This is a genomic window from Coriobacteriia bacterium (assembly GCA_041658765.1).
In the GTDB taxonomy this organism is placed as follows: Bacteria; Actinomycetota; Coriobacteriia; order Anaerosomatales; family JBAZZO01; genus JBAZZO01.
Window position 1 is genome coordinate 1 of record JBAZZO010000011.1, and the last position, 22,763, is coordinate 22,763.

Here is a 22,763-nt window from a genome sequence, read left to right on the forward strand (position 1 = left end):
ACCATGCTCGGCTTGAAGCGGCGCAGCAGCAGCGAGCTGCTCACGACGCTGACGCTCGAGAGCGCCATCGCCGCTCCGGCTATCTCGGGGCGCAGCAGCCCGAAGGCCGCGATGGGGATGCCCAGCGTGTTGTACCCGAGCGCCCAGAAGAAGTTCTGGTGGATCTTGCGCATCGTGCGCTTCGAGAGCTCGATGGCGGTGACGACGTCTCTAAGGTCGTTCTTGATGAGCACGATGCCGCCGGTCTCCATCGCCACGTCGGCGCCGGCACCCATCGCTATCCCGACGTCGGCGGCAGCCAGCGCCGGGGTGTCGTTGATGCCGTCGCCGACCATGGCGGTGATAAGGCCCTTCGCCTGGAGCTTGCCGACCTCCTCGGCCTTGTGCTCGGGAAGGACCTCGGCGAGCACGTGGTCCGGAGCTATGCCGGCCTGGGCGGCTATGGCCTCGGCCGTGCGGCGGTTGTCGCCGGTGATCATGTAGACGGCGACACCCATCTTGGTCAGGCGCGCGACCGCTTCCGCGCTCGCGGGCTTCAGGGTGTCCGCCACGGCGATGAGCCCTGCCGCGGCGCCGTCGATGGCGGTGAGCATGACGGTCTTGCCCTGCGCCTCGAGGCTCTCGATACGGCTGGCGTACGCCGAGATGTCGACGCCCTCCCTGGCCATGAGCTTGCGGTTACCGAGAGCGACACGCCGTCCTTCGACGATACCCTCGACCCCGTGGCCGGGGACCGCGGAGAAGCCGGTGACCTCGGGAAGTACGACGCCCAGGTCGTTGGCGTGGTTCACGATCGCCTCCGCCAGAGGATGCTCGGAGCTACGCTCCAGCGCCGCCGCGAGACGGAAGACGCTTGTCGCCTCGAAGCCGGTGAAGGCCTCACTCTCGGTGACGATGGGCTTGCCGTGCGTGAGCGTGCCGGTCTTGTCGAAGACGATCGCCTTGATCTTGTAGGCGGTCTCTAAGGCCTCTCCGCTCTTGATGAGGATGCCGTTCTCGGCGCCCTTGCCGGTGCCGACCATGATGGCGGTCGGGGTGGCCAACCCCAGCGCGCACGGGCAGGCGATGACGATGACCGCCGTGCCTGCGAGAAGCGCCGCCACGAACGTGGAGCCGGGCACGAGGAACATCCACACGAGGAAGGTGAGGATCGCCACCCCCACGACGGCGGGGACGAAGACCGCCGAGATGCGGTCCGCGAAGCGCTGCACCGGGGCCTTGGAGCCTTGAGCGTCCTCCACGAGCTTGATGATCTGGGCGAGTGCGGTGTCCGCGCCCACCTTCGTAGCGCGGAAGCGGAAGGAGCCGAGCTTGTTCATCGTCGCGCCGATGACGGTGTCGCCCACGTTCTTCTCCACCGGGATCGACTCGCCGGTCAGCATCGACTCGTCGACGGCCGAGGAACCGTAGGTGAGGACGCCGTCGACCGGGATCTTCTCGCCGGGGCGCACGACGACGATGTCTCCCGCGATGACCTCTTCCACCGGGACGTCGATCTCGACGTCGCCTCTAACGACCCTGGCCGTCTTGGCGGCCAGCCCCATCAGCTTCTTGATCGCGTCGCTCGTCTTGCCCTTCGCGCGCGCCTCGAGGAGCTTGCCGAGGATGACGAAGGTGACGAGAAGTGCGGCGGTCTCGTAGAAGACCGGCTGGCCTTCGAGCGAGGGCACGAAGGTGGCGGCCAGCGAGTAGAAGTAGGCCGCGGACGTGCCGATGGCGATGAGCGTGTCCATGTTGCCGCTACGGCGCTTGAGCGCGTGCCAGAAGCCACGGTAGAACTGGGCGCCCGCTATGAACTGCACGGGGGTGGCGAGAGCGAACGCGAGGTACTTGCCGATCATCATCGGGTCCCAGGCGCCGCCGAAGGTGGTCGCCAGCAGCTCCGCGACCTTCATCGGGATGACAGTCATGAACGGCGGGACCATAGAGACGAGGAAGGCGGGGACAGCCAGCAGAAGCGAGAAGATGAACAGCGTGCGCTGGCGGGCGGTGTGCGCCTGCTGCGCGAGGCGCTGGGCGTCCTCGCCCGCGGGGGCTGCCTTCTTCTCCGCCTTAGGGGCCGCTACGTGATCGAACTTGGGGATGGCGCCGTATCCGGCCTTCTTGACGGCCGTGATGATGTCGTCGACGGATACGACGGCCGGGTCGAAGTCGACCGAGGCCGTCTCGGTGGCGAGGTTGACGCTGGACTTCACGACGCCGGGGAGCTTGGCCAGCGTCTTCTCGACGACCGCGGAGCACGACGCGCACGTCATGCCGGTGATGGCGAAGGGCGCGGTGGTGACGGACGCGGGGACGGGCGCCGCAGGGGCGGGCGCGACGACCTCCGGCTCCGGAACGACCGGCGCGGGAACGTAGCACGCGGGCGTGGCCACCGGGGCCGCCTCTGGCCGTGCCACCACGGGCACGAAGCCGCACGAGACCGCGACACGCGCTACGTCGGTGTCGGTGCAAAGATCGGTGTCTGCCATGAGGATGAGGGTGCCCTTCTCCGCGTCGGCCGAAGCCGCTTGGACTCCGGGCTCGCGGAGCAGCCGCGTAACGAGCAGCTGCTCGCACGAACGGCACTTCATCCCCTCGATGCCTACGCGCATGACGCGCGTCGTCTTGGTGGTGGTTGTCATCTTCGTCTCACTCCCTACTCCGCTACCAGGGTGCCGTGCACCATGTGCATGCCGCAGCTGAATGGATACTCGCCCGGCTCGAGCGCGGGCAGACTGACTACAGCGCCGCCCTGCTCGAGGTCGGCTTCGATGCCGAGGCCTTCGAAGACGACCCTCCCGAGGCAGCCGTGCCCCTCGGTGAAGGTCAGCTCCACGGGTATGCCGGCAGCGACGATGATCCTGTCCGGCTCGTAGCCGTCGGTCACACGCACCGTCAGGCGCTGCACCGTCTGGATGGCGGCGCGGGCGGGCGGGGCGGGCGGCTCCGGCGTCATGCCGAGGACGGCTTTCTCCTCGACACTCAAGTGATCGTCGCCCGCGATGCGCTCGAGCGGCGTCGCGGTGACGGACGTCGGCGCGAGCCCGGCGGTCACGACCGCCCGCACGATCTCGTCGTGCAGGTCGTGATCGGCCGACGAGAGGGCTACGAGGCGCCGCCCCCTGTCGATCGAGACGGTCTCGACGCCGTCGATGTCGAGCACGTGCATCGTCACGAGCGCTTCTCCCGAACGGCATGTGATGCCTTCGAGGCCGACGCTGTAGACGTCCGTGTACGTGATGGGTGTCATCTTCGTCTCACTCCCTACTTGACCACTATGCTGCCGAAGACCATCTGCATGCCGCACGAGAACGCATAGGTCCCAGGCGCGAGAGCGGCCAGCTTGACCGTCTTCGCTCCGCCGGAAAGGTCCTCGAAGAAGCCGAGGTCCTGCGACTGGACCTGGGCGAGGCAACCGCCGCCCTGGCCGAACGTGATCTCGGCGGGGACGCCCGCCTTCAGCTCGATCGTCGTCGGATCGTAGTAACCCTTCGAGAGGTCGACCGTGATGCGCTGGACGTCGCCCTCGATCGTGGCGGTCTTCGTGGTGGCCGCGCCCGCGGGCGCTCCGCCGCCGCAGCAACCGCCACCGCAACCACCGGCAGCCGCGCCGGAACCGTCGGCCGTAGCGGCCGGGAGGGCCGCGACCGCCTCGGGCAGAGCGGACGCGGTCGCGGCGCCGGTCTTGGCACTAGCGTACGAATAGGTGCCGAAGAACGCGGCGGCGGCGAGTATGGCGACCACCGTCCAGCGACCGCGCTGGACTTTCGGTTCGGGCGCCTTGGCCGCTGTCTTCTTCGTCGTCTTCTTGTTGGTCGTGGTGCTCATGTCGTTCGTCCTTCCGTCGGTGCGCCTTTTCCGCGCACGTGTCTTTATCCGAAGTAGCCGCCGAAGCCGAGTCCGAGAATGGCCGCCGCGAGGACGACCGCCCCGGCGAGGATCACCTCTACCGGCTCGAGGCCAAGGAAAGCCCCACTGCGGACCGGTACCGGCGCCGGATGAGAACCGCGCTTCTTGGCGGCAGGCGCCGCGGGCTCGGGAACGGCCTTGCGCCGCCTGATGATCTGCCATCCGGCGAGAGCCGCCAGTCCCAACAGCGCCGGGACCGCGAGGGGCGGGACGGTGGCAGCGCGCGCCGCAGCGCCTGCCCCCACTTGGAGCGTGCCGGCCATCATGCCCATGCCGCACGTGAGCGTGTACGAGCCCGCGGGACTCGCGGGGATGTCGACCGCCGTGATCGCGTTCGGCGCCAGGTTCACGAGCACGCCGAGCTGCGGGACTGCTATCTGAGCCGAGCAGGCGTTCTCCTCGCGGCGGTCGACGAGTAGGCGCACGGGCTTGTCGGCCGGGATGCTGAGGGCCTGCGGCTGGAAACGCACGTTCTCGATGACCAGCGGGACTTCCACGACGCCGTCGGCGCCGGTCGTATAGGCCTCGGCCGACTGGACGGGGGCGGGAGCGCCGACGAAAGCCTGCTTGATCGTATTCGCGGTGACCGGGGAGCCGACGAGCATGGCCCCGCGATTCACCATCACGAGGCCGAGGACCATCACCAGAACAGCAGCGACGACGAGCATGCGCTGCTTGAACTTCGCGCCGAGAGCGCCCGAGACCGCGCCGAAGCCGAGCATCAGCGGCATCGTGCCGAGACCGAATCCCAACATCGCTATGGCACCCGCCACCGGGGTGCCGGTGGCCGCGGCGGCGAGCTGGGCGGACTGGAGCGGCCCGCACGGCATGAGACCGGTGATCAATCCGAAGGTGATCGGCGTCGCGATGCTGGAACGCCCGGCGTTCGCATCGGAGACCGCCCGCTTGCGAGTGCGGGAGAGCAACGTCATCAGGAATCTCGGCGGGCGGAACGAGAGCGCTCGCAGCGCGGGAAACTTCCCGGTCATGTTCAGGCCGAGCGCCACCATGAACACGCCGGCGCCGATCGTCACCCATCCGCGTACGCCGCCGAGATCGAACGCCGAGCCGATCAGGCCGAGCAGAAGCCCTACGAGCATGTAGCTCGTCAGTTTGGCGGCGTGGTATGCGAAGTGCGGAGTCATGCGGCCGAGCAGCGGACCGCTCTGGTCGCCCTTGACCGCGTACGTGAGCACCATGCTGCCGCACATCGCGACACAGTGGATGCTCGTCACAAGACCCACGCCGAACATGGGGAGGAACAGGTTCACGGTATCCTTCGCCTCTCGTCATCGCCATCGGGACACCACGCGCTTTCTTGCGCGCGGGAGAGGACCGTACGACCGAGAGCCGCCGTTTTCAGGGGCGGATCGGGCGACGGCCGATGGCGCGGATCAGATCCGCAGACGGGAGGTGTCGAGAAGCGGCTGTGGTGGCGGTCCCACGACTTGCCGGGACGTCGCCTGCGCCGCGAACGCGAGCGTGTCCTCCGGATGGAAGACGGCTACAGCGGTCGCGTGGGAGTGTGTGGTGGAGTGGGTCACGGCAGCCACGCCGGTCGAGACCGGGCGCATGTCGTTGCATGCGGCGCTCAGAGAGTACCCGCCGTCGACGCCGCACGTCTCGGGACTCATGACCGGAGCCATGGCCTTCGCGCACCGGGGAGTCGCGCACGCGGGAGCGGTCACGCCGACGAACCCCACGAAGAGGGCCAGCGTCACTATCGCTATGCGCACGTGGGTTCGGCTCATGCCGTGAGCGTATCGCAAGACACGTGCCAAATAGCGCACTAAGAATGTGCGCGGAACCGCCGTCAGCGCACCAGCCGGGTGCGGAGCCATCCGGCGAGCTGCTCCTCCGATATCTCCCCCGCGGCCAGGTCCAACATGACGGTCACGACCTCGGCTTCGGGCGCCTCGATCTCGAACCCGTTGAGCCCCAGGAAGACGCCCATGACCACGAAGGCGATCCTCTTGTTCCCGTCGTTGAACGGATGGCTCCGCGCCAGGGCGAAACCGTACGCGGCGGCCAGATCGGCTTCATCGCATCCCGGTTTGTAGGCGAAGTGCTGGCGCGGCCTGGCGATGGCGGACTCCAGCGCGTGCTCGTCCCGGAGCCCCGGAAGCCCACCGTGCGCGCGGACCAGGTCGAGATGGACCGCTTCGACCACGATCCGGTCGACCCAGCGCACCGGTCACTTCGCCAGTTCGCGCAGTGCGTTCCGATACTTCCCGGCGACCTTCGCAGCGATCGCGAGAGCCTCCTCGGCCTGTGGGTCGTACGGCGTGAGCAGGATGCCGCGGTCGGTCTCGATCGCCATCACCGTATCGCCGGCCGCAAGGTGGAGCCTGTCCGCCATGTCCTTGGGCAATGTGGCGCTTATCGAGCCTTCGGCCTGGCGCAGTCTGGATACACGGGTCATTTGTCCTCCGGGGAGCGAGGGTCTTGTCGCTCAGGATTGTAGCACGGAAGTGCTACCACATCCCGCGCGCCGCTACTCCTCTTCCTCGAACTCCTCGCTGACGAGTTCCTCGGCCTCGGCCTCGCGGGCGTCGTCCGGCGGCACGTTCTCGGGCGCTCCCTGCAGCAGCGTGGTCTGCCCTTCCGCGACCGGCGGCTTGCGCTTCTTCGTGCCGGTGACCCGCGCGATGCCGCTGACGCGATCGGAATCGGCCACGTTCATGACCTTGACGCCCTGCGTCGAGCGGCCGAGCCGGCTGACGTCCTCCGCTTTCACGCGGATGACGACACCCTCCTCGGAGATGAGCATCAGCTCGTGGCCGGGCATGACGATCTTCATCCCGGCGAGCTCACCCTTCTTCGCCGTGACCTGTATCGTCTTCACGCCCTGCCCGCCGCGGTGGTGACGCGGGTACTCCGAGACCGACGTCCGCTTGCCGTAGCCGCGTTCGGTCACGACGAACAGCTCGCTGCCCTCGGGCGCGACCTCCATGCCGAGCGCGCGCTCGCCGGGCTTGATGTTCATGCCCTTCACGCCCATGGTGTCGCGGCCCATCGGCCGGGCCTCAGCCTCGTCCCACGTGATCGCCTTGCCCGCGGACGAGACCATGATGATGCTGTCGCCCGGATGGATGCGGCGCACGGCGACCAGCTCGTCGTTGTCGCGCAGGTTGATCGCGATGATGCCGCTCGACAGCACGCGCGAGTACGCCTGCATCGGCGTCTTCTTGACCATGCCGTGGGTCGTCGCGAAGAGCAGATAGTCCTCGGCTCCGAACTCGCGGGTCGTGATGACGGCGGCGATGCGCTCGTGCTGCTCGAACGGGAGCAGGTTCACGACCGCGGTGCCGCGCGCGTGGCGCGAACCGACCGGGAGCTCGTGCACCTTCATCCGGTAGACGCGGCCCTTGCTCGAGAAGAAGAGCACGTGGTCGTGGGTGGAGGCGATGAAGAGCTGCTCGACGAAGTCGTTCTCCTTGAGGTTGACCCCCGAGAGACCCTTCCCGCCTCGCTTCTGCTGGCGGTAGGTCGCGACCGGCAGGCGCTTCACGTATCCCGCCTGGGTTACGGTGACGACCATGTCCTCCTCGGCGATGAGGTCCTCGACGTCGAGGTCTCTGCCCGCGGAGCCGATATCGGTACGCCGCTTGTCCGCGTACTTCGCGCGGACCTCGGCCAGTTCGTCCTTCACGATCTTCAGCACGAGACCGATATCGCCGAGCACCTGCAGATACCAGGCGATCTTCGTCTTGAGCTCGGCGAGTTCCTCCTCGATCTTGTGCCGCTCCAGCCCGGTGAGGCGGCGCAGGCGCATCTCGAGGATCGCCTCGGTCTGCGCGTCCGTCAGCGCGAAGCGCTCGATGAGGCGCACCCTCGCCTCCGCGTCGTCCTCGCTCGACTTGATGATCGCGATGACCTCGTCGATGTTCTCGAGGGCGATGATGTACCCCTCGAGGAGGTGGGCGCGCTCCTCGGCCTTGCGCAGGTCGTAGCGGGTGCGCCGGGTCACCACTTCCTTCTGGTGCTCGATGTAGTAATGGAGCATCTGCTTGAGGTTGAGTGTGTGAGGGACGCCGTCGACGAGCGAGAGCATGATCACGCCGAACCCGGTCTCGAGCGACGTGTGCTTGAACAGCTTGTTGAGGACGATCTGGGCGATGGTGTTCTGCTTGAGCTCGATGACGATGCGCATGCCCTTGCGGTCGGACTCGTCGCGCAGGTCGGAGATCTCGGTCAGCTTCTTCTCGCGCACGAGCTCGGCGATCTTCTGGACGAGCTTGCTCTTGTTCACCTGATAGGGGATCTCGGTGACGATGATCCGCTGGCGCCCGGTCGACGTCTGCTCGACGTGGGCCTTGCCCCGGAGCTTGAGCGAGCCTCGGCCGGTCTCGTACGCGTCGCGGATGCCCTCACGGCCCATGATGGTGGCGCCGGTCGGGAAGTCGGGTCCCGGCAACACCGTCATGAGGTCCGAGATCTCCGCGTCCGGGTTGTCGATCAACATCGTCACCGCGTCGATCGTCTCGCCGAGGTTGTGCGGCGGGATGTTCGTCGCCATGCCGACCGCGATGCCGGCCGAGCCGTTGACGAGCAGGTTCGGGAACCGGCCCGGCAGCACGAGGGGCTCTTTCAGCGACTCGTCGTAGTTCGGTCCGAAGTCGACCGTCTCCTTGTCGAGGTCGCGCAGAAGCTCCATCGCGTTGCGGTGGAGACGGGACTCCGTGTAGCGCATCGCCGCGGCCGAGTCGCCGTCGACGGAACCGAAGTTGCCGTGGCCGTCGACGAGCGGCTCGCGCATCGAGAAGTCCTGCGCCATGCGCACCATCGTGTCGTAGACGGCCTGGTCGCCGTGGGGATGGTACTTGCCGATGACTTCGCCGACCGTCCACGCCGACTTCTTGTACGCCTTGGTCGGCGTGAGGCCCGACTCGTGCATGGCGTAGAGGATGCGCCGGTGGACGGGCTTCAGACCGTCGCGCACATCGGGCAGCGCGCGCGCGACGATGACGCTCATCGAGTATTCGAGGAACGAGTCACGCAGCTCGCGTTCGATGTCGATCGGGAGCACGGTCGTGCCGTCCAGGTCGGCCCCCGGCCGCTCCTGAAGGTCGTCGTCCATGCCTTCGTCCATGCCTTCGGTCACGTCGTCGCTCACGCGCCTACTCCCCTTGCTGTCGTGTGGCCCGCGCCCATAGGAAGACGCTCACTCCCAGGAAGAACAACCCCATCAACATCACTATCACGCTGCCGACCAGCGCCGGCAGCCCCGCATCTCGCGCACCCGCGTACGCGGCCGCCGACCAACCCGCCAGCCCCGCGCCGAGCGAGAGCATGAACGCCGCGACGGCCAGCGTGAGGGCCTTCGCGCCCTTCGGCGAACGGGGCTCCTCCCCGCGCAGCTGGATGACCATCGCGGCCATCTCCGACTCGCTCGGACCCGCTGCCTCGCCCGCCTCTTTCGCAGCCCTGGCCGCTTGCGCCTCGGCCCGCCGCTGCGCCTCTTCGGCCTCCGCCGCCTCGCGTTGCCGTGCGATCTCCTCGAACTTGTCGCGCTCCCAAGGCGGAGGCTCGAAACCCCGCCGCTCGCGCTTGTCCCACCCGTTCGTCACCCGTGCTCCCCTGGCCGCTTCCTCACCGCCACGTTCCTAGATGTCGAGGAACCGGACGTCTTTCGCGTGCCGCTGGATGAACTCGCGGCGCGGTTCGACCTGATCGCCCATGAGGTCCGCGAAGGCCATCTCGGCAGCAAGGCCGTCGTCGAGGGTTACCTGCAGCAACGTGCGTCTGCCGGGATCCATCGTCGTCTCCCACAACTGCTCGGGATTCATCTCGCCAAGGCCCTTGTAGCGCTGGATCGACGACTTCGTGTTCTCTGGCAGCCCGGCGAGGACCTGCTGCATCTGCCGGTCGCTGTAGGCGTATTCGTGGTTCTTGCCCCAAGAGACCTTGTACAGCGGGGGCTGGGCGATGTAGATGTAGCCGGCCTCGATCATCTCCTTCATGTAGCGGTAGAAGAAGGTAAGGATGAGGCAGCGGATGTGCGCCCCGTCCACGTCGGCGTCGGTCATGATGATGGTCTTGTGATAGCGCGCCTGGGTGAGGTCGAACTCCTCGGCGACCGACGTGCCCAGCGCGGTGATCATCGCCTGGATCTCCTCCGACGCGAGCGCCCGGTTGAGCCCGGCCTTCTCGACGTTGAGGATCTTGCCGCGCAGGGGCAGGATCGCCTGGAAGGAGCGGTCGCGCGCCTGCTTGGCGGAGCCGCCGGCGGAGTCGCCCTCTACGAGGTAGATCTCGCACAGCGCCGCGTCCTTGATCGAGCAGTCGGCGAGCTTCCCGGGGAGCGTGGACGACTCGAGGAGGCCCTTCCTCCGGGTGAGCTCGCGCGCCTTCCGGGCGGCCGCGCGCGCCTTGGCCGCCTGCGCCGACTTCAGGATGATGGCCCTGGCCGGTTTCGGGTGCTCCTCGAGGTACTCGGCAAGTCCTTGGGTGACGACCGTCTGCACGAACGAGCGCATCTCGGTGTTCCCGAGCTTCGTCTTCGTCTGCCCCTCGAACTGCGGGTCGCGCAACTTCACGGAGATCACCGCGGTGAGGCCCTCGCGGATGTCCTCGCCGGAGAGGTTGTCGTCCTTCTCCTTTAGCACCCCCTGGCGGCGGGAGTAGTCGTTGATGGTGCGCGTGAGCGCGTTCTTGAAGCCCTCGAGATGCGTGCCGCCCTCGTGCGTGTTGATGTTGTTCGCGAAGGCCAGCACCGCTTCGGAGTATCCCGTGTTCCACTGGAGGGCGATCTCGACGGTCCCCTCCGTGCTCGTCGACTCGAAGTAGATGACCTTGCTGTGCAGGGTCTCCTTCTTCTCGGAGAGGAACCGGACGAAGTCGAGGATGCCGCCGGAGTAACGGAACTCCTCGCGGCGGGGATCGAGCTCACGCTCGTCGACGAGCGTGATCTTGAGGTTCCGGTTCAAGAAGGCGGTCTCGCGCATACGCGAAGCAAGCGTGTCGTAGTCGAAGTCCGTCGACTCGAAGATGTCCGGGTCGGGCCAGAAGATGACCTTCGTCCCCGTCGCTTTCGCACTTCCCGACGCCTTGAGCGGCGCGGAGGGCTTGCCTCTGTCGTAGTCCTGCCGCCAGACCTTCCCCTCGCGCTTCACCTCGACCTCGAGGCGCTTGGAGAGAGCGTTCACGACGGAGACGCCGACGCCGTGCAGGCCTCCCGAGATCTTGTAGCCCTCGCCGCCGAACTTGCCCCCCGCGTGCAGGACGGTCATGACGACCTCGACGGCGGTCTTGCGGTACTTCGGCACGTTGTCGACAGGGATGCCGCGCCCGTTGTCCGTGACGGCGCAGGAGCCGTCGGCGCCGAGGACGACCTCCACGGACGTGCAGTAGCCGGCGAGGGCCTCGTCGACCGAGTTGTCCACGACCTCGTAGACGAGGTGGTGAAGACCCTTCGGCCCTGTCGAGCCGATATACATGCTCGGGCGCTTGCGGACGGCCTCGAGTCCCTCGAGGACCTGGATGTCCTTGCCCGAGTACGAAGTCTGCGGCACGACGGTCCCTTCGGTCCGGGTGATCTGGGCGAACGCCGCGACCACGAGATGTTGTGGTACGCCCTGCCAGTGTACCACAACCACTGGTGTCAAAGCCTCGCGAATGCGGCTGTGGGGCCGCGTCAGCCCGTCTGCCGCCCTCGGCGTGCCGCTAGACCCTTTTCCCTCTCGAGTCCCATGACGGCGACCCTGACGGCCGCCTCGCGCAGCGCCGGGTCGGCGATGGCCCGCGCCGACTCCTCGATGGCCGCGAGTTCCCGGGCCGTGAGCGGGACCGGCTCGACCCGATCGACGCGATACGTCTCGCGGCGGGTCTTCTCCTCGGTCTCGATACGGTCTCGCTCGGCGACGCGCTTGGAGACAGTGAAACGCAGCGACCTCACCAGACCCTTGCCGACTTCTTCCTCCAGGGCGACGCGGAAGGACTCGGCCATCGCCGACAGCTCGTTCGCCCAGGCATGGCCGTCGACGTAGACGAGGAACTCGCCTTCCCGCAGGACGGCCCCCATCGAGTGCCGCGCCACCTCGGGCCCCGCGACGCGCAGCCAGGCCTCCACAACGCGCGCGCGGTCGCGGCGACCCTCCCGGTCCGCCTTCGCGAGAACACCTTCGGCGATCGCGCCGATGGGCTTCGACACCCCGCGGCGCCTCAAGCGTCTTCGCCCCCCAGCCGGATCACCGTCGCGCGGCCGAGCAGCGCCGGGTCGAAGTACCCGAGGTTCGTCGTCGTCACGATCGTCTGCACGTCACGCTGGACGAGGTCGGTGAGCGCTCGCCGGCGTTCCTCGTCGAGTTCCGACATGACGTCGTCGAGCAGGAGCACCGGCGAGCGGCCCGCGACCTCCTCGACGACGTTCACCTCGGCGAGCTTGAGCGCCAAGGCTATCGTCCGCTGCTGACCCTGGCTCGCGAACGCGCGCGAGTCCCGCCCCTCGACCTCGAACCGGATGTCGTCGCGGTGCGGCCCCACGAGGGTCACTCTCCGCGCGCGCTCTTCCGCTGCGCGTCTTCCTATCCCCTCCCTCAACGCCTCGGTCGCACTCTCCTCGGTCGGGCCCTCGACGGACCCGGTCCGGTCATCGTACGAGATCTCGAGCCTCTCGCCGCCCGCAAGGTCGGCGTAGGCGGGAACGGCACGATCGGCGAGCCGGCGCAGAAGGCGGACCCGGGCGGCGAGCAACCTGCCGCCCAGGGTCGCGAGCTGCTCGTCCCACGGGGAGAGCTCCGCGTCGCCCGAGCGCGCGTCCTGCAGCAGGCGGTTCCGCTGACGCACCACGCGGACGTAGTCCCGTCTCAGCGCTCCATACGTGGCCGAGAGCTGTTCCCCAAGGTCGTCGACGGCCGCGCGGCGCCGCAGTGCGGGACCCTTCACGAGCTGGAGGTCCTCCGGCGTGAAGACGACAGATGGGAGCCGCCCCGAGATGTCCGCCCTCCGTCTTGCGGTCTTCCCGTTCACGGAGAAGGAGTGCCCGCCGGCGGAGGACACGTCGAGCGAGGTCTCGAGCAGGTCGCGATCGCCCTCCGCCCGCATCTCGACGCGGGCCCGGCTCTCCCCCCAGCGCACGAGCTCCTCCCAGCGCGGGCCGCGGAAGGAGGCCGCGGCCGTCACGAGCTGCATCGCCTCGACGGCGTTCGTCTTCCCGGCGGCGTTGGGGCCGACGAGGACGGTGAGCTCGGACCCCAGCTCGAACACCGTCTCCGTATAGCTGCGGAATCCGGCGAGCCTCAGGCTGACGACACGCAGGCCCATGACCCTCAGCCGAGGCGGACGGGCATGATGAGGTACGTGAAGTCCTCGTCCCCAGTGGAGCGCATGACCCCCGGCTTCAGCGGGCTCACGATGTCGAAGACCACCGTCTCGCTGCTGGACGACGCGATACCGTCGGTCAGATAGCTGTGGTTGAAGGCGATCTCCACGTCCGAACCGGTCGTCTCGACGTGGATGTCCTCGGTCGCGTCCCCGACGTCCTGTGTCGTCGCCGACAACGTCAGGGTCTGCTCCTCTACAGCGACCTTCATCCTCAACGGCGCGTTGTGCTGCGCGAGGATCGAGACGCGCTTGACCGCGTCGGAGAAATCCTCGCGGGGAACGGTGAACGTCGTCTCCTTCTCCTTCGGCAACAGCTGCCGGTAGTTGGGGAAGGTCCCTTCGATGCGGCGGGAGACGAAGACGGTCTGGCCGAACCGGAAGACGACCTGGTTCTCGGAGACACCGACGGACACGGCTTCCGAAACCCCGGCGAGCCGAGGGATCTCCTCGATCGCCCTGCCCGGGACGACGACCTCGATGGGAGAATCAGGCGCGGCTTCCAGCGGCTGTTCGGTGACCGCCAGACGGTAGCTGTCCGTCGCCACAAGGCGCACGGCTGCCCCTTCGACCACGAAGAGAACGCCCGTGAGAACGGCCCTCGTCTCGTCCCGGCTGACGGCCTTGCTCACCTGGCGGATAGCGGTCACCAGGCGATCGGTGGGGATATCGATGCTCTGCCCCTCCCCGATCTCGGGGAACTTCGGATAGTCGTCCGGGGAGAGCGTCTTGATCGTGAACGAACTTTGTTCGCACACCACCGTCGCTCTGTCCGGAGTGGTGGCGTCGACCGTCACCATCGACTCGGGAAGGCTGCGGATGATGTCACTCATCAGGCGGCCGGGGATCACCGTCTGACCTTCCGCGTCGACCTTTCCCTTCGCCGCATGACGGATCGATATCTCGAGATCGGTCGACTGGAAGATCACATCGTCTCCCGATACGGAGACGAGGATGCCGGCAAGGATGGGTAACGTGGAACGCGCCGAAAGACCCCGGCCGACCACCGACAAGGCTTCGAACAACTCACCGCGCGCCATGGAGAACTTCATCACTGTTCCTCTCATCTTCATATCAGCCAGTAGTAGTACTAATAAGGACTGTGGGTAGTGTGGAGAAGTCACATCCTCACTGTTGAGGGCGGGCGTGTCCTATGTGGAACACCTGTGGGGGATCCGTGACGATCCGTCCACATCTCCACAGGAGGGGATATCCATCCACAGACAAGCTCTTCCGTACACAGGATATCCACATCCTCCCCACCGAGTTGTCAACAGCCGCGAAAGCGGCTCAGCTCTTCTGTTTGATGAGATTCGTGAGTTGTTGGATCTGGTTGTAGACCTCGCGCTGTTCGGTGAGCATCTTCGTGATCTTGGCGGTGGCGTGCATGACGGTCGTATGGTCGCGACCGCCGAACTCGGCCCCGATGCGGGGAAGGGAGAGGTCCGTCAGCTCTCTCGCCAGGTGCATGGCGACCTGGCGCGGATAGACGATCGCCTGAGAGCGCTTGTTGCCTATCAGGTCCGCGCGACTGAGACCGTAGAAGCGACACGCCTCCTGCTGGATGGTCGAGACGGAGATGGGCCTGGCGGACCGCTCGGGGAAGATGTCCTTCAGCACGCTCTGGGCTATCTCCGTGTCTATCTCGTGGCGGGTGAGCGAACCGAACGCGACGACACGGATCAGGGCTCCTTCGAGCTCGCGGATGTTCGAGGCGATCCGGCTGGCGATGAACGTGAGGACCTCGTCGGGGACGAGCAGGCCCTCGATCTCGACCTTCCGCCGCAGGATCGCGACGCGCGTCTCCAGCTCGGGCGGCTGGATGTCGGTGATCAGGCCCATCTCGAAACGGCTGCGAAGACGCTCCGCCAGCTGGGTGATGTCCTTCGGCGGGCTGTCCGACGAGAGCACGATCTGCTTCCCTGCTTGCTGCAGCGTGTTGAACGTGTGGAAGAACTCCTCCTCCGTGCCCGTCTTGCCGGCGATGAACTGGATGTCGTCGACGAGCAGGACGTCGTTCGTCCGGTACTGGCGGCGGAAGCCCTCGATGCGGGCTTTGTCGCCGATGGAGTTGATGAAGTCGTTCGTGAACTGCTCGGACGAGACGTACTTCACGCGCAGGTGCGTGTATGTGTTCTGGACGTAATGACCGATCCCCTGGAGAAGGTGCGTCTTCCCGAGACCGACGCCGCCGTAGATGAAGAGGGGGTTGTATGCGCGCCCGGGAGCTTCGGCCACGGCGAGAGCCGAATGGTACGCGAAGCGGTTCGACGAGCCCATGACGAACGAGTCGAACGTGTACTTCGGGTTGAAGTCGCCCTTTTGCGCCTCCTGGACGCGGCGCTCTTCGGCCGCCGCGAGGTCGGGGATGACCGGTTCCTCTCGCGCCGGAGCCTCCTCGGCGGGCGGGGTCGCGGTGGAGGAGTCGACCACGAAGTCCACGCGCATGGGCCGACCGACGACCTGTTCCAGCGCGCCCGACAAGAGGCCGGCGAAGCGAGACTCCAGCCAGTCGCGGGCGAATCCGTTGGGGACGACCACGACGATCGTCTCGTCCCGGACCTCGACGGGGGTCGTCTGCTCGAACCAGGTCTTGTACGCCGGGGTGGTCATCGACGTGTCCGCTCGCAGGGCCGTGAGCGTCGCTTCCCAGACGTCGCGCGCGTCGAGGCCGGTGGCGTGGGTCACGAGCGGAACAGTTCTTCGAGCACGGAAGCGCCGACGTCGGTCAAGACACGCTTGCCGGTCTCGTCCGACGAGATGAGGTCGAGCGATTCGAGGGACGCGAGGTCCCGGTACGCGGTCGAGAGACCGACCCCGAGCTCGCGAGAGACCACGCTCGGCCCCGAGGCCCCGAGTTCCATGATCAGCGAGAGCACCTGCTTCTGTCTGACGGAAAGACGCGGCGCCGGGGTGGCCGCCGGCCTCTCGAGGGCCGTCGCCGCGGGAGCCGGTCGCTCGGTGCGGACCGTCACGACGGTGCCGTGTCCGAGGTTGTCTTCGATCGAGACGGTGCCCCCGGAGAAGCCGAGGCACTCGCGCACGATCGGGAGGCCCGACCCGACACCGCGGATGACGCGCTTCATCTCGGCCGAGGCCGTCGAGAAGCCCGGCAGGAAGCAGCGATCCTTGTCGGCTATCCCGGGGCCCTGGTCGGAGAAGCGGACGGTGTGGCCGTCCCCCATGATCGTCACGACCACCTCCGCGAACCGCGCGTGCAGGAGGTTCTCGGTGATCTCCCGGACGACGGTATAGGGCACGCTGCCGCCGGCTTCGTGGGCCAGGCGGTAGACCGCGGAGGACAGGGAGTCGATCAGGTCGGCGGCGTCCTTGCCCAGGACCTCTTCGACTCGCGGCGCGGCGGTCATACCATCATATAGAGCGATGAGAGCGTGACCTTCGCTCGCGGGGGACGCGGGTCGCGGGGCCGGTTCGATGAGTGCGGGAAAGGATGCGCCGGGGGGATGGGGCGGAGCCTCGACAGCGGCCGTCTGCTGGAAGAACGCTTTCACACCCGACCCCCCTTCTCCGGTACGGCTGGCGGCGCCGTCCACAGGCTCGCCACACCCGTCTTGCCCTGACCGTGCTGGCAGGGACCGTAGCCACGCCCCCGCCGGATTGCCCCTCTCGACAAATGCGCCTCGCTCACCTGGCGGTTTCCACGTTTTCCACAGTAGTTTCCACAACTGTGGACATCCTTGCCGGGATCCGTCGGTCTTCGCCGCGAACGCCGCAGGTCGGCGGCGGACGAGCCCCGAGAACGGTTTCCCGATGTGGAGAGAAGCCCTGTCCCGAGGTCCCGGCTGTGGATATCAGCACGGGTGCCCGTCTGGTCGGCCGGGGCGGCGGCCGGACCCTTCCGGGTGACGGCGGCACTACCGAGGCACGAATGGCCAGGATAACCTTCTGGCCAGGGATTTCTCCACGTTTGCCCCCGAGATCGCAGGTCTTTGAGGGCGATGCCGATTCTAGCAGAGGCCCCGAGGGGCAACAACGCGGCCGGGCGGGTTATCCACAGGCCGCACAATCTCCGCATCTGGGTTATCCACAGTATCCACAATTTTCGGGATATTTTCGGACAGCCCGTGAGAGGGGTGTTTCCACCAGACGACGATCGCCGCGCTGCGAGCCGGGATCATCCTCGCCGCGCACGGCGCAGGGCGCGCGAGCAGCGGTTTGACACCCCGGAAGGGCCGCCGCTATACTTACCGGGCTTGTCGCCCGCCGGTCTCGCCGGGCGCGTGTCCGCGACGGAGGAACCCCCGTGAAGAGAACGTACCAGCCGAACAACCGCAAGCGTGCGAAGACGCACGGTTTCCGTGCTCGCATGGCGACCCGCGGGGGCCGCGCCGTACTGGCCGCCCGCCGCCGCAAGGGCCGTCGAGTGCTCTGTCCTTCCGCGGCGTCCTAGCGTCGCGCCTGGGTCTCCGAAGGCGGGGCCCCCTATGACCACACTCACGTCGCCGAGGGAGATCGACGCGCTGTTCCGAGCAGGACGCAGCGCGGCGGATCGTCTTCTGGTCGTCATCGTCGCGCCGACGCCGGCCGGGCGGGAGCCCGAGGGCCGTCTCCTCTTCGTGGCGGGCGGCAAGGTGGGTCCGGCTGTCGTGCGCAACCGATGTAAACGCGTTCTGCGGGAAGCCGCGCGTCGCGCCGGAGGACCGTGGGCGGGCGTCGACGTAGCGCTGGTCGCGCGGCGAGGGCTGGAGAGCGCGGCTCCGGCCGCGATCGACAAGGCGCTGAGCTCGGCGCTTTCGCGGGTGGATGTCGCGAGATGAGCCGTCTGTCCAGCACGGTGCGCCGGCCGCTCGACGTCGCCGCGATCGCGGTCATCCAAGGGTACCGCGCGATCGTCTCCCCGCTCTTCCCCGCCGTGTGCCGCTTCACCCCGTCGTGTTCCGCCTATGCGGCGGGGTGTGTCGAGCGGTATGGTGTCTTCAAAGGAGGGTGGCTCGCGGTGCGTCGCGTCGCTCGCTGTCACCCGTGGAACCCCGGCGGCTGGGATCCCGTCCCCTGAGACGGAGTCACATCGCCGTGAGGAGGTAGTGTCCGTTGGGAATCTGGGAGCAGCTCAAGGACCTTATCGTCGCGAGCCTGCAGTTCTTCTACGGGTGGACTCACGACTATGGGTTCGCGATCATCCTGCTGACCGTCGCGATGCGGCTCGTGCTCGTGCCGCTCACCGTCAAGCAGACGCACTCGATGTACGAGATGCAGCGCGTGCAGCCGAAGCTCAAGGAGCTGCAGGCGAAGTACAAGAACAACAAGGAGAAGCAGCAGGAAGAGATGCTCAAGTTCTACCAGGAGAACAAGGTGAACCCATTCGGGGGATGCCTGCCGCTCCTGCTGCAGATGCCCATCTTCATCGCTCTGTTCCAGGTCCTGAGGACCATGAAGGAGCTCGGGCGCTTCTGGATAATTCTGCCAGACCTCAACCAGACACCTCAGGCGGTCTTCCAGTCCCAGGGTCTCGTTCACGCTATCCCGTACCTCCTCTTCGTGGTCCTCTTCGGCTTGAGCACCTGGCTTCCGCAGCAGATGATGCCCGGCGACAAGCAGCAGAAGCAGATGGGCCTCTACATGAGTGCCGTCATGCTCTGGTTCGGATGGATCAGCCCCGCCGGGGTCCTTGTGTACTGGGTCACGTCGAGCACCTGGCAGATCGGCCAACAGATGCTGACGTTGCGGCTCTACGCGAAGAGAGAGGGTGCATGAGACGATGAAGCGCGAGACCGTTTCCGAGGCGGCTACTGTCGAAGAGGCTATCGACGCGGCGCTCGAGGAGCTCGGAGTCCAGCCGGACGCTGTGGAGTACGAGATCATGGAAGAGGCGTCGAAGCGGCTCTTCGGTCGCGCGTCCGACAAACAGGCACGCGTGCGTGTGTGGCTCACGGACGCGTTCGTTGCGGAACTCGAACGCCCGAAGTCCGAGGATGACGATCCGGAACAGGTCCTAGCGGACGATCAGACGGTCGTACTCGGAGCGGCAGCGGAACCCTTGACCGACGAGGAACTCGACAAGGTGGCGGATGAGGCCTCGTCCGCGGTGAAGAACATCCTCTCCGGTTTCGGGATCGAACCGAAAGTCGAGGAGTACGAAGGGGACTACGGTGAGATCATCCTGGATATCGACGGTGAAGACCTCGGCATACTGATCGGCCGGCACGGCCGGACCCTCGATGCCCTCCAGGTTCTCGTGTCGGCGATCACGAACCGGCGGGTGGAGAAACGCCACCCGGTCCTGATCGACATCTCCGGGTACCGTTACCGGCGCAAGGCGAAGATCGAGGAGATCGCCCGTCGAGCCGCGGAGCGCGTGAAGCGACAGGGCCGGCCCGTCGAACTCCGCCCGATGAGCGCGTACGAACGGAAAGTCGTCCACATGGTTCTTCGAGACGACAAGAGAGTCAAGACCGGGAGCGAAGGCGACGAGCCGAATCGGCAAGTGGTCGTCTCGCCTCGCTAAAGCCCACACTCCAAGCAGTCACACCGGAAGCCGGCCGCGCGGGCCGGCTTCCGCATTTCCCCGACGCGGTTGCGGAATACCATTCGGTGAACGGGACGTGCGTCTGAGATCCACGGACAGAGCGGTCGCGGCGCCGAGCCCGTCTCGCGGGCTGCATCGTTTGCCAGGCGGGGGTTGCGAAAGCCCGCGCGGAACCCGAGAATGCGGATATGACGAAGCACACGCACGGCACATCGCCCCCGGAGGATGTTTCACGTGAAACATCCGGTCGGTCTCCTGCATCTGTGGTCCTGCCGGACGAGGCGGATATCCAGGCAGGTCTGGTGGGCATGGGCGTTGCGGCGGACGCTCGATCGGTTCGCATGCTGCTGCGGCACGCGAGACTGATGCTCGAGGAGAACGAACGCCAGAACCTGACGCGGCTCACCTCGCCGAACGATGTCCTGGTGCGGCACATCCTCGATAGCGCCACCGCACTACCCTTCGTCGAGGCCGCGCCGCGTGGGGCCGTCGCGGATCTTGGGTCCGGTGCGGGATATCCCGGCGTCGTCATCTCCGTCCTGGGAGCCCGACACGTGGTGTTGGTGGAGTCCGAGAGGCGGAAGGCCTCGTTCCTTAGCACAGTCGTCGCGGATCTTGAGATAGATGCCGAGGTCTCAGCATCGAGGGCGGAGGAGGTCGCGATAGAGCGCGCGAGCTCCTTCGCGGTCGTGGTGGCGCGCGCGGTGGCGCCCCTGGCCTCCCTTGTGGAACTCGCGTCCCCGTTGCTGGTCGGCGGAGGGCGTCTTATCGCGCTGAAAGGGGCGTCCGTGGCGGATGAAGTCGCGGCCGGCGATGCCGCAGGGCGGCTGTGCGGGATGGTTCGAGTGGAGTGCGTGCGCGTCGATGTGCCAGGAAGCGATCGGGAGCATATGATCCTGGTGTACGAGCGCCGAGGCCTATCGAGAGAGCGGCTTCCGCGCCGGCCCGGAGCCGCCCAAAGGCATCCGCTGGCCTGAGCGGTTCCCCGGTCATCGGAGATGCCGTATACTACCACCGGCTCGCGGGAAGAGCCTGACGCACGGGAGGGGGAGCGATGGCGCGGAGCGGTACCGGAAGCGCGGCGGCGGGAGGCGATGTCTCGAGCGCCGTCCGAGTGCTCGCGATCGTCAACCAGAAGGGCGGCGTGGGCAAGAGCACGACGTCCGTCAACCTGGCGGCCGCGATGGGCGACCTGGGCAGACGGATCCTCCTCATCGATCTGGACCCGCAAGGGAACGCGACGTCGGGGTTCGGAATGAACAAGAACCAGCGGCAGCGCTGCATATACGATGCTCTTCTGGGGGGCGTTCCCCTTGAAGAGGTGATCGAGCCGAGCGAAATCGAACACGTGTTCGTAGTGCCGGCGACGATCCAGCTCGCCGGCGCCGAGATCGAACTCGTCTCCGCGTTCAGCCGTGAGACGAAGCTGAAAAGCATCCTTGCCCCGGTCCTCGACGATTTCGATCACATCATCATCGATTGCCCGCCGTCCCTCGGGCTGCTGACGGTCAACGCGCTCACGGCGGCAGAAGGGCTTATCGTCCCCATCCAGTGCGAGTACTACGCGCTAGAGGGCCTCTCCAAACTCCTCGACAGCGTCCGCCTCGTGAAGACGCATCTGAATCCGAGTCTTGAGGTCCTGGGCGTCGTGATGACGATGTTCGATGTCCGCACGAAGCTATCGCAGCAGGTAGTGGACGAGGTTCGCGACTTCTTCACGGACAAGGTCTTCCAAACGATGATCCCGCGCACCGTGCGTCTGTCCGAGGCTCCGAGTTTCGGACAGCCGGTGACGCTGTACGACCCATCGGGAAAGGGCGCGCAAGCGTATCGCAGCCTAGCTAAGGAAGTGATCGAACGTGTCTAAGCACGGGCTCGGAAGAGGGCTGTCGGCGCTCATCCCGAATGCGCCTGGGCAGCAAGCGGACGATTCCATGCACGAACTTCCGATCGACGCGGTGTCTCCGAACCCGATGCAGCCGCGTACGGACATGGATGACGAGCGGATAGCCGAGCTTGCGGACTCGATCGGAAAGGTGGGCATCCTCCAGCCGATCATCGTGCGGCCCCATGCCGAGGGATACCAGATAATCGCCGGAGAAAGGCGGTGGCGCGCGGCCAAGGTGGCGGGTCTCGAGCACGTTCCGGTCCGGGTGATGGCGACGACCGAGATCGAGGCCCTCGAGCTCGCGCTCATCGAGAACCTGCAGCGCGAGGACCTGAATCCCGTGGAAGAGGCTCGCGGCTACAGGCGTCTGCTCACCGAATTCCAGATGACGCAGGCCGAGCTCGCTGACAAAGTCTCGAAATCCCGTTCGGCCGTCACGAACGCGCTGCGCCTGCTCGACTTGCCGGACGAGGTGCAGGATCTTCTCTACGCCGGGGCGCTGACCGCCGGGCATGCGCGTGCGGTCCTGGCGCTCACGGATGAGGCGGGAAGGATCCGCCTGGCGAAGAAGATCGTGGAGGAGGGTCTTTCGGTGCGCGAGACCGAGAACCTCGCGCGTCTCATCGCGGCCGGCCAGGGAGAACGATCGCCCCGCCCTTCGGCACCGAAGGCGTTCAAGCTCGTGGCGCGGAAGCTGCGGCGCATGCTCGACACGAACGTGCGAGTCCGGCTCACGGAGAAGAAGGGGCGCATAGAGATCGACTTCCATGGCGAGGACGAACTCGAGCGTATCTTCAAGCTGCTGAGCGGCGAGACGCACGAGGCGGGAGGTGTGGTATGAGAAGAGGATTCCCATATTTTGCCACTGGCCTGTTGTGCGGCCTCGCGGCAGGCGTGTTGTTCGGTCTGCTCTTCGCGCCGTCGAGTGGTGCGCGGACCCGGCGCAGGATCGCCAACGAAGCGCTCCATGTGGCGGAGATAGCCCGGGGTGTGGCGGAGCGCGCCGAGAGGGTCGCGGAGACCGTCGGCGAGCGCGTCGACCATTACTTGGGGCGGGACGAGGAACTCGCCTGGCGCAAGGTGCGAGAACTGCGTGAAGGGGTCAGGCGCTACACGCAGACCCAGGCGCAGCTCTGAACCTGAGCGCACCGCTGAGATGTCAGACCAGCGGCGTAT

General features: G+C 66.7%; 24 protein-coding genes. 9 read left to right on the forward strand and 15 right to left on the reverse strand.

Features of this window, described 5'->3' with window-relative positions; all coding sequences use genetic code 11:
• The 15 genes from WC971_07380 to WC971_07450 form a co-directional block, all read right to left on the reverse strand.
• On the reverse strand, positions 1-2,624 hold a 2,624-nt coding region (locus WC971_07380), incomplete at its 3' end, for a heavy metal translocating P-type ATPase (protein ID MFA5844634.1).
• 14 nt (positions 2,625-2,638) lie between these two features.
• Positions 2,639-3,232 carry a cupredoxin domain-containing protein gene (locus WC971_07385; protein ID MFA5844635.1) on the reverse strand — a complete coding sequence of 198 codons (594 nt, stop codon included), beginning with the start codon at positions 3,230-3,232 and terminating at the stop codon, positions 2,639-2,641.
• 14 nt (positions 3,233-3,246) lie between these two features.
• A complete protein-coding gene (locus tag WC971_07390) occupies positions 3,247-3,810 on the reverse strand; it encodes a cupredoxin domain-containing protein (protein ID MFA5844636.1) in 564 nt (187 codons plus the stop codon).
• Positions 3,811-3,854: 44 nt separating this feature from the next.
• Complete coding sequence (locus WC971_07395) at positions 3,855-5,162, reverse strand: sulfite exporter TauE/SafE family protein (GenBank protein ID MFA5844637.1); 1,308 nt, start codon at positions 5,160-5,162, stop codon at positions 3,855-3,857.
• A gap of 123 nt (positions 5,163-5,285) precedes the next feature.
• Positions 5,286-5,642: a hypothetical protein gene (locus WC971_07400; protein MFA5844638.1), complete on the reverse strand. Its 357-nt coding sequence runs from the start codon at positions 5,640-5,642 to the stop codon at positions 5,286-5,288.
• Positions 5,643-5,704: 62 nt separating this feature from the next.
• Positions 5,705-6,082 (reverse strand): type II toxin-antitoxin system death-on-curing family toxin, encoded by a 378-nt coding sequence (locus tag WC971_07405; GenBank protein ID MFA5844639.1) that lies wholly within the window; start codon positions 6,080-6,082, stop codon positions 5,705-5,707.
• Between the two features lie 3 nt (positions 6,083-6,085).
• The gene (locus WC971_07410) at positions 6,086-6,313 is read right to left on the reverse strand and encodes an AbrB/MazE/SpoVT family DNA-binding domain-containing protein (protein ID MFA5844640.1); all 228 of its coding nucleotides are present in this window, start codon (positions 6,311-6,313) and stop codon (positions 6,086-6,088) included.
• Positions 6,314-6,385: 72 nt separating this feature from the next.
• Entirely contained in the window at positions 6,386-8,983 is a 2,598-nt protein-coding gene (gene gyrA / locus WC971_07415) for a DNA gyrase subunit A (protein MFA5844641.1), read from the reverse strand.
• 28 nt (positions 8,984-9,011) lie between these two features.
• Positions 9,012-9,461, reverse strand: coding sequence for a hypothetical protein (locus WC971_07420; GenBank protein ID MFA5844642.1), 450 nt, complete (start codon positions 9,459-9,461; stop codon positions 9,012-9,014).
• A gap of 36 nt (positions 9,462-9,497) precedes the next feature.
• Entirely contained in the window at positions 9,498-11,405 is a 1,908-nt protein-coding gene (gene gyrB, locus WC971_07425) for a DNA topoisomerase (ATP-hydrolyzing) subunit B (protein MFA5844643.1), read from the reverse strand.
• A gap of 122 nt (positions 11,406-11,527) precedes the next feature.
• A complete protein-coding gene (locus WC971_07430) occupies positions 11,528-12,043 on the reverse strand; it encodes a DUF721 domain-containing protein (GenBank protein MFA5844644.1) in 516 nt (171 codons plus the stop codon).
• Between the two features lie 11 nt (positions 12,044-12,054).
• Complete coding sequence (locus WC971_07435) at positions 12,055-13,155, reverse strand: DNA replication/repair protein RecF (protein MFA5844645.1); 1,101 nt, start codon at positions 13,153-13,155, stop codon at positions 12,055-12,057.
• A gap of 5 nt (positions 13,156-13,160) precedes the next feature.
• Complete coding sequence (gene dnaN, locus WC971_07440) at positions 13,161-14,264, reverse strand: DNA polymerase III subunit beta (GenBank protein MFA5844646.1); 1,104 nt, start codon at positions 14,262-14,264, stop codon at positions 13,161-13,163.
• A gap of 238 nt (positions 14,265-14,502) precedes the next feature.
• Positions 14,503-15,900: a chromosomal replication initiator protein DnaA gene (dnaA, locus tag WC971_07445; protein MFA5844647.1), complete on the reverse strand. Its 1,398-nt coding sequence runs from the start codon at positions 15,898-15,900 to the stop codon at positions 14,503-14,505.
• Positions 15,897-16,580, reverse strand: coding sequence for an ATP-binding protein (locus WC971_07450; GenBank protein MFA5844648.1), 684 nt, complete (start codon positions 16,578-16,580; stop codon positions 15,897-15,899). The genes dnaA and WC971_07450 overlap by 4 nt, the downstream gene beginning before the upstream one ends.
• An 896-nt stretch (positions 16,581-17,476) precedes the next feature.
• On the opposite strand from WC971_07450, the gene rpmH reads away from it, so the two are divergent.
• The 9 genes from rpmH (at position 17,477) to WC971_07495 (ending at position 22,724) form a co-directional block, all read left to right on the forward strand.
• Positions 17,477-17,623: a 50S ribosomal protein L34 gene (gene rpmH, locus WC971_07455; GenBank protein MFA5844649.1), complete on the forward strand. Its 147-nt coding sequence runs from the start codon at positions 17,477-17,479 to the stop codon at positions 17,621-17,623.
• Positions 17,624-17,657: 34 nt separating this feature from the next.
• Positions 17,658-17,990, forward strand: coding sequence for a ribonuclease P protein component (locus WC971_07460; protein MFA5844650.1), 333 nt, complete (start codon positions 17,658-17,660; stop codon positions 17,988-17,990).
• Entirely contained in the window at positions 17,987-18,229 is a 243-nt protein-coding gene (yidD, locus tag WC971_07465; GenBank protein ID MFA5844651.1) for a membrane protein insertion efficiency factor YidD, read from the forward strand. Before WC971_07460 ends, yidD begins: the two co-directional genes overlap by 4 nt.
• A gap of 35 nt (positions 18,230-18,264) precedes the next feature.
• On the forward strand, positions 18,265-18,927 hold the full coding sequence (locus tag WC971_07470) for a YidC/Oxa1 family membrane protein insertase (GenBank protein ID MFA5844652.1): 663 nt from the start codon (positions 18,265-18,267) through the stop codon (positions 18,925-18,927).
• Positions 18,920-19,678 (forward strand): RNA-binding cell elongation regulator Jag/EloR, encoded by a 759-nt coding sequence (gene jag / locus WC971_07475; protein MFA5844653.1) that lies wholly within the window; start codon positions 18,920-18,922, stop codon positions 19,676-19,678. The genes WC971_07470 and jag overlap by 8 nt, the downstream gene beginning before the upstream one ends.
• A gap of 284 nt (positions 19,679-19,962) precedes the next feature.
• Positions 19,963-20,676 carry a 16S rRNA (guanine(527)-N(7))-methyltransferase RsmG gene (rsmG, locus tag WC971_07480; protein MFA5844654.1) on the forward strand — a complete coding sequence of 238 codons (714 nt, stop codon included), beginning with the start codon at positions 19,963-19,965 and terminating at the stop codon, positions 20,674-20,676.
• Between the two features lie 77 nt (positions 20,677-20,753).
• Positions 20,754-21,566, forward strand: a complete 813-nt coding sequence (locus tag WC971_07485) for an AAA family ATPase (GenBank protein MFA5844655.1) — start codon at positions 20,754-20,756, stop codon at positions 21,564-21,566.
• On the forward strand, positions 21,559-22,428 hold the full coding sequence (locus WC971_07490; protein ID MFA5844656.1) for a ParB/RepB/Spo0J family partition protein: 870 nt from the start codon (positions 21,559-21,561) through the stop codon (positions 22,426-22,428). The genes WC971_07485 and WC971_07490 overlap by 8 nt, the downstream gene beginning before the upstream one ends.
• Positions 22,425-22,724 carry a YtxH domain-containing protein gene (locus tag WC971_07495; GenBank protein MFA5844657.1) on the forward strand — a complete coding sequence of 100 codons (300 nt, stop codon included), beginning with the start codon at positions 22,425-22,427 and terminating at the stop codon, positions 22,722-22,724. The genes WC971_07490 and WC971_07495 overlap by 4 nt, the downstream gene beginning before the upstream one ends.
• The last annotated feature ends 39 nt before the right edge of the window (positions 22,725-22,763 follow it).

Bases quoted from the DNA above. Each gene is read 5' to 3' on its own strand.
- WC971_07390 (MFA5844636.1), bottom strand. From the start codon at position 3,810: ATGAGCACCACGACCAACAAGAAGACGACGAAGAAGACAGCGGCCAAG.
- WC971_07495 (MFA5844657.1), top strand. From the start codon at position 22,425: ATGAGAAGAGGATTCCCATATTTTGCCACTGGCCTGTTGTGCGGCCTC.
- WC971_07385 (MFA5844635.1), bottom strand. From the start codon at position 3,232: ATGACACCCATCACGTACACGGACGTCTACAGCGTCGGCCTCGAAGGC.
- gyrA (MFA5844641.1), bottom strand. From the start codon at position 8,983: ATGGACGAAGGCATGGACGACGACCTTCAGGAGCGGCCGGGGGCCGAC.
- yidD (MFA5844651.1), top strand. From the start codon at position 17,987: ATGAGCCGTCTGTCCAGCACGGTGCGCCGGCCGCTCGACGTCGCCGCG.
- WC971_07410 (MFA5844640.1), bottom strand. From the start codon at position 6,313: ATGACCCGTGTATCCAGACTGCGCCAGGCCGAAGGCTCGATAAGCGCC.
- WC971_07435 (MFA5844645.1), bottom strand. From the start codon at position 13,155: ATGGGCCTGCGTGTCGTCAGCCTGAGGCTCGCCGGATTCCGCAGCTAT.
- dnaN (MFA5844646.1), bottom strand. From the start codon at position 14,264: ATGAAGTTCTCCATGGCGCGCGGTGAGTTGTTCGAAGCCTTGTCGGTG.
- WC971_07460 (MFA5844650.1), top strand. From the start codon at position 17,658: ATGACCACACTCACGTCGCCGAGGGAGATCGACGCGCTGTTCCGAGCA.
- WC971_07485 (MFA5844655.1), top strand. From the start codon at position 20,754: ATGGCGCGGAGCGGTACCGGAAGCGCGGCGGCGGGAGGCGATGTCTCG.
- WC971_07400 (MFA5844638.1), bottom strand. From the start codon at position 5,642: ATGAGCCGAACCCACGTGCGCATAGCGATAGTGACGCTGGCCCTCTTC.
- WC971_07450 (MFA5844648.1), bottom strand. From the start codon at position 16,580: ATGACCGCCGCGCCGCGAGTCGAAGAGGTCCTGGGCAAGGACGCCGCC.